Origin of the sequence: Acidaminococcus sp., from assembly GCF_050873445.1 — a bacterium.
GTDB lineage: Bacteria > Bacillota > Negativicutes > Acidaminococcales > Acidaminococcaceae > Acidaminococcus.
Window position 1 is genome coordinate 1 of record NZ_JBNMIU010000083.1, and the last position, 4,923, is coordinate 4,923.

Consider the following 4,923-nt stretch of genomic DNA (forward strand, 5'->3'; position numbering starts at 1 on the left):
TCAATATGGAACAGAACATGGAGCAGGATGCTTCCATCTATGTATTCCACGCAGATACCCAGGGGCTGAACTTCCGCAAGGCATTCAAGGACGCAGGCTTTTACCTGTCCGGCTGCTGCATCTGGAAGAAGAACGCCCTGGTGCTGGGCCGCAGCCCGTACCAATGGCAGCACGAGCCGTGCCTTTTTGGCTGGAAGCTGAACGGCAGGCATCAATGGTATTCCGACCGCAAGCAGACGACCATCTGGGAATACGACCGGCCGAAAGCCAGCAAAGAGCATCCCACCATGAAGCCTGTAGCTCTCATGGCCTATCCTATACAGAATTCATCCATGAGCCACTGCATCATCCTGGACCCGTTCCTCGGTTCCGGTTCTACGCTCATGGCCTGCCAGCAGACGGGCCGCATCTGTTACGGCATCGAGCTGGACGAGAAGTTCGTCGACGTCATCGTCAGGCGCTACATCAGTGAATATGGGGACGCGGGTGTGTTTATCCTGCGCGGGGATGAAAAAATCCCCTATGGTGATATTGCACCTGAAACAGATGAATAGTTTCTCCCAAAGATGCAGAATAACTTGCTATTATCGGAGTTCAGAGTGATATATGTACTAACAAAAAAAGGAGGTACATACATATGACCATCAAAACCAATCTGGACGACCGCAAGGAACTGGCGAAACACCTGATTCCCTTCAACCATAACGAAAAACTGCACTATGCAGGAACTCCGACCTTTGCTTTTGAAGGCTGCGGCTTCCGCATCCTCCGAAGCGGAGAAATCGAATGTGATGACGAAAAGACGCAGCAGGCCCTGCGCCGCTTCCTCGAAGAGGAAGGGCTGGTGGAACCGGAAGCAGAAGCCGAAACAGAAACCATCGAAGTCGGTGTTCCCATTGACGGGATGGACGGCATCCATCTCCGCAGCCTGATCTTCACCCTCAGCGCCCAGCAGTACCTGCTGAACCGCGCAGCAGGCTCCGAGAACTTCCATATTACAGAAGACTGCGTGACGGCCCTGAAAGAAGCCGCACTTACTGACGCTGCTTCCTTCTTCAAGGTGTACGGTACTTGCCTAAGCGGCAATAAGGGTATCCGTCTGAATGAAGAATCGGCGACCTTCTGCTTTGCCGACAAGGGGAACGCCGTAAAGAACCGGGCCATGGTGGAACTTTTCGCCTTCCTGATTAGCGCGGCCCGCAAAGCAAAGCGGGTACAGCCTGCGGTGAAGAAACCGGAGAACGAAAAGTACTATTTCAGGAGCTGGCTCCTGCGCATCGGCATGGGGACCAAGGCCAGCCATGAATCCCGCATGGCCCTGATGAAGGACCTCAACGGCTGGAGTGCTTTCCGCACGGAAGAAGAAGCAAAGCGTCATGCAGAGCGGGTGAAAGCACACCGGAACCGGTAAAATTAATCCATAATTATTCTCAAAATGACTTGCTATTGTGTGCCTTTAGAGTGATATATGGTGTACCGAGAGGACACACGCACACATAGAAAGGACAGAGAGAATTATGAAAACACAGCACTTTGGCATCGAAATCGAAATGACAGGGATTACCCGCAGCAAGGCGGCCAGCCTGATGGCCACCTTCTTCGGGACGGAACGCAAATACCACGAAGGCGGCGCCTACGACACCTACATCGCAGAAGACGGACAGGGACGGAAATGGAAAGCCATGAACGATTCCAGCCTGGTTCCCGAAAAGAAGGTCGGCGGACGCACTGTTGAAGCCTCGACAAACTACCGCACCGAAGTGGTCAGCCCCATCCTTTCCTACGACGACATCCCGAGCCTGCAGGAACTCATCCGCACCCTGCGCAAGGCCGGCGCTTTCGCCAACAGCTCCTGCGGCATCCACATCCATGTGGGGGCGGAACGGTTCACGCCGAAGACACTGCGGAATCTGGTGAACGTCTTTTACAGCAAGGAAGATCTGATCTACCGCGCACTGAGCATCAACCCGGGCAGGGAACACCGCTACTGCCGCAAGACCAATGAAAAGTTTCTCAGGGAGCTGAATAAGAAACGGCCGGCGACGATGGCGAAATTCGCAGACCTCTGGTACATGGAAGCCCCCTGCGGACGGAACATGCATTACAACAGCAGCCGCTACCACGGCCTGAACATCCACGCCACCTTCACCAAAGGCACCGTCGAGTTCCGCCTTTTCAACGGCACCCTCCACGCCGGCGAAATCAAAGCCTACATCCAGTTCTGCCTTGCCATGACCCACCAGGCCCTGACCCAGAAGAAAGCCTCGGCACGGAAAACGGAAACGGACAATGAAAAATACGCCTTCCGCTGCTGGATGCTCCGGCTTGGCCTGATTGGCGACGAGTTCAAGACCTGCCGCCATCACCTTTTGAAGAACCTGACGGGCAACGCCGCATGGAGACACGCAGCCGCCTGAAGGGAACGATAAACTACACACAGGGCAGCCCCGGCTGCCCTTAAGGGGGTAGAAGGACATTCCCTTCAGAAAGGATGAGCAATATGAAGAAATACTACATCGCTTACGGAAGCAATATGGACGAACAGCAGATGGCCGTACGGTGCCGCGACGCCGGCCTTGTGGGGACAGGATTCATTCAGGGATACGAGCTGCTTTTCAAAGGCTCGCTGACAGGCTGCTACGCCACCATCGAACCCAAGGAAGAAAGCACTGTTCCCGTCACGGTCTGGGCCATCTCCAAGGCCGACGAGAAGCGGCTGGACCGTTACGAAGGCTTCCCGACGTTCTACTACAAGAAGGATATCGAAGTGCAGATGAAAGATGGGGCGATTACAGGGCTGGGCTACATCATGCATGAAGACCGTCACTGCGGGATGCCATTCCCTTGGTATTATGAGCAGATGGAACGGGATTACCGGAAATTCGGCTTCGACCGCGTCATCCTGAAAAAAGCACTGGAAGCCAGTAAAGCAGGCATGGCCGGGATGCGGGTGAAGCTAATCTATATGGAGGACCCGCAGGCACCGGCACTGGGGACGGAAGGCACCGTCCAGTTCATCGACGATATAGGGACCATCCACGTGGCATGGGATACGGGCTGCAGCCTTGGTCTGGTGCCGGGAGTCGATGAATGGAAAATCCTCAACTAATCTATCAGAAATGACTTGCTATATTATGCATTTAGAGTGATATATATACATACCGAAAGGAAAACACTCAAAGCATAAGAAAGCGGGGAAATAACGATGAGAACAATCATTACCTTGGATGGAAAGAAAATCAGCAAGAAAGCCGCCTGTGAACAGTTCGGCAAGGAAGACATGGAAAGAAAAATTAAGGAAGCGAAACAGACCTTCATGGAAGATCCATGGGTCGAAAACAGCTGGTGGATGGGGAAAGGGATGCTGACCATCAGCTTCTGCTAAGAAGCAGGCGCCAAAAGAGGGCTGGGAATCAGCCCTCTTTTCTCATCAAGCTCCTCAAGAAAATGCATAAATTCTCAATATAAAGCTCACTATTATGTGCCTTTAGAGTGATATATATACATACCAAATGGGAACACCCACAAAGGAAAAGCACATGAAAGCGAGGAAAAACATGAAAGACTTGAACGCAATCGACAAACAGAACCTGGACGGAGCATACGGAGCCACCGCAGTAGCGATGGACTGGCCGGAAGACCTTTCCGAAAAGGCGAAAGAAGCTTTGGGTTACCTGGATGACACTGCTTACCTTTTCCATTACCTTGGGAAGTACATCATCACCGACGAAAGCCTCTGGCTTACAGAATTTGGAAACGGCACCATGGACAGCCCTTACGATTTTCCCAGAGCCGAATTTAGCAGTCTTGAAGAAGTCGGCCCCTGGCTGGAAAGTGTGGCGGACGAACTGGAAGATTTCTAACTTAACACACAAACAGCCCTGCGGGGCTGTTTTTTATTACAGAAAGGAGGTGTATGGCTTGGCAGTACGAGGAAGGAAGCCGAAACCGACAGCCCTCAAAGTATTGGAGGGCAATCCCGGCCATCGGCCGCTCAATAAGAAAGAACCCATGCCCAAAGGCAAACTGCCGCGCTGCCCGGAGTGGCTGGAAGATGACGCCAAGAAAGAATGGAAGCGGCTGGGAAAAGTCCTCGCCGAGATGGGGATGCTGACGGAAATCGATCGTGCTGCTTTCGCCGGTTACTGTCAGGCCTACGCCCGCTGGAAAGGGGCTGAGGAATTCATTACCCAGCACGGCGACATGGTACGGACGCCGAACGGCTACCTGCAGCAGGTACCGCAGGTGTCCATCGCCCAAACGAACCTCAAGATCATGCTGAAGTTCTGCGAGCAGTTCGGCCTGACGCCGTCTGCCCGGAGCCGCATGATTGGAGAAGACACGGGCGGCGAACGGGAAGTGGATGAAATGGAATTGATTCTAAGGGGGTGAGTGGTTTGGCGTTTGTATATAGGCCGTCAGCGTTCATGCTGCCGGATTCCCATTACAACAAGGACAAGGCCGACAGGGCGGTTGCCTTCATCGAGCATCTCTGTCATACCAAAGGCAAATGGGCCGGGCAGCCGTTCCTGCTCCTGCCGTGGCAGGAACAGATTGTGCGTGATCTCTTCGGCATCGTCAAGGAAAACGGCAAGCGGCAGTTCCTGACGGCCTATATAGAAGTTCCAAAGAAGAACGGAAAGAGCGAGCTGGCTGCCGCTATCGCTTTGTACCTTCTTTATGCCGATAACGAACCGAGTGCCGAAGTGTATGGTGCGGCCTGTGACCGAAACCAGGCGTCCATTGTCTTTGATGTGGCACGGCAGATGGTCGAGATGAGTCCGGCCCTGATGCGCCGCTCCAAGATACGGACGGCGGGCAAGCGCATCATCAATTATCGCAACGCCGGGTTCTACCAGGTGCTGTCGGCGGAAACCGGGACCAAACACGGACTCAATGTGTCGGGCCTGGTCTTTGACGAAA

At 53.6% G+C, this 4,923-nt stretch carries 8 protein-coding genes; all 8 read left to right on the plus strand.

The genetic code is table 11. The features are described from left to right. Nucleotides 1-554 (plus strand): DNA-methyltransferase (locus ACR0QW_RS10605; RefSeq protein ID WP_432643611.1); only part of this gene is annotated, 554 nt, incomplete at its 5' end. A gap of 83 nt (nt 555-637) precedes the next feature. Continuing rightward, the gene (locus tag ACR0QW_RS10610; RefSeq protein WP_127007630.1) at nt 638-1,411 is read left to right on the plus strand and encodes a hypothetical protein; all 774 of its coding nucleotides are present in this window, start codon (nt 638-640) and stop codon (nt 1,409-1,411) included. Nucleotides 1,412-1,517: 106 nt separating this feature from the next. Continuing rightward, nucleotides 1,518-2,417, plus strand: a complete 900-nt coding sequence (locus ACR0QW_RS10615) for an amidoligase family protein (RefSeq protein ID WP_127007628.1) — start codon at nt 1,518-1,520, stop codon at nt 2,415-2,417. Between the two features lie 83 nt (nt 2,418-2,500). Then, complete coding sequence (locus ACR0QW_RS10620; RefSeq protein ID WP_432643612.1) at nt 2,501-3,109, plus strand: DUF4314 domain-containing protein; 609 nt, start codon at nt 2,501-2,503, stop codon at nt 3,107-3,109. Nucleotides 3,110-3,205: 96 nt separating this feature from the next. Next, nucleotides 3,206-3,385 (plus strand): hypothetical protein, encoded by a 180-nt coding sequence (locus ACR0QW_RS10625; protein ID WP_127007624.1) that lies wholly within the window; start codon nt 3,206-3,208, stop codon nt 3,383-3,385. A gap of 172 nt (nt 3,386-3,557) precedes the next feature. Further along, a complete protein-coding gene (locus tag ACR0QW_RS10630; RefSeq protein ID WP_151384939.1) occupies nt 3,558-3,863 on the plus strand; it encodes a hypothetical protein in 306 nt (101 codons plus the stop codon). 58 nt (nt 3,864-3,921) lie between these two features. Further along, on the plus strand, nt 3,922-4,392 hold the full coding sequence (locus tag ACR0QW_RS10635; protein WP_127007620.1) for a phage terminase small subunit P27 family: 471 nt from the start codon (nt 3,922-3,924) through the stop codon (nt 4,390-4,392). Nucleotides 4,393-4,427: 35 nt separating this feature from the next. Then, on the plus strand, nt 4,428-4,923 hold a 496-nt coding region (locus ACR0QW_RS10640; protein ID WP_432643613.1), incomplete at its 3' end, for a terminase large subunit domain-containing protein.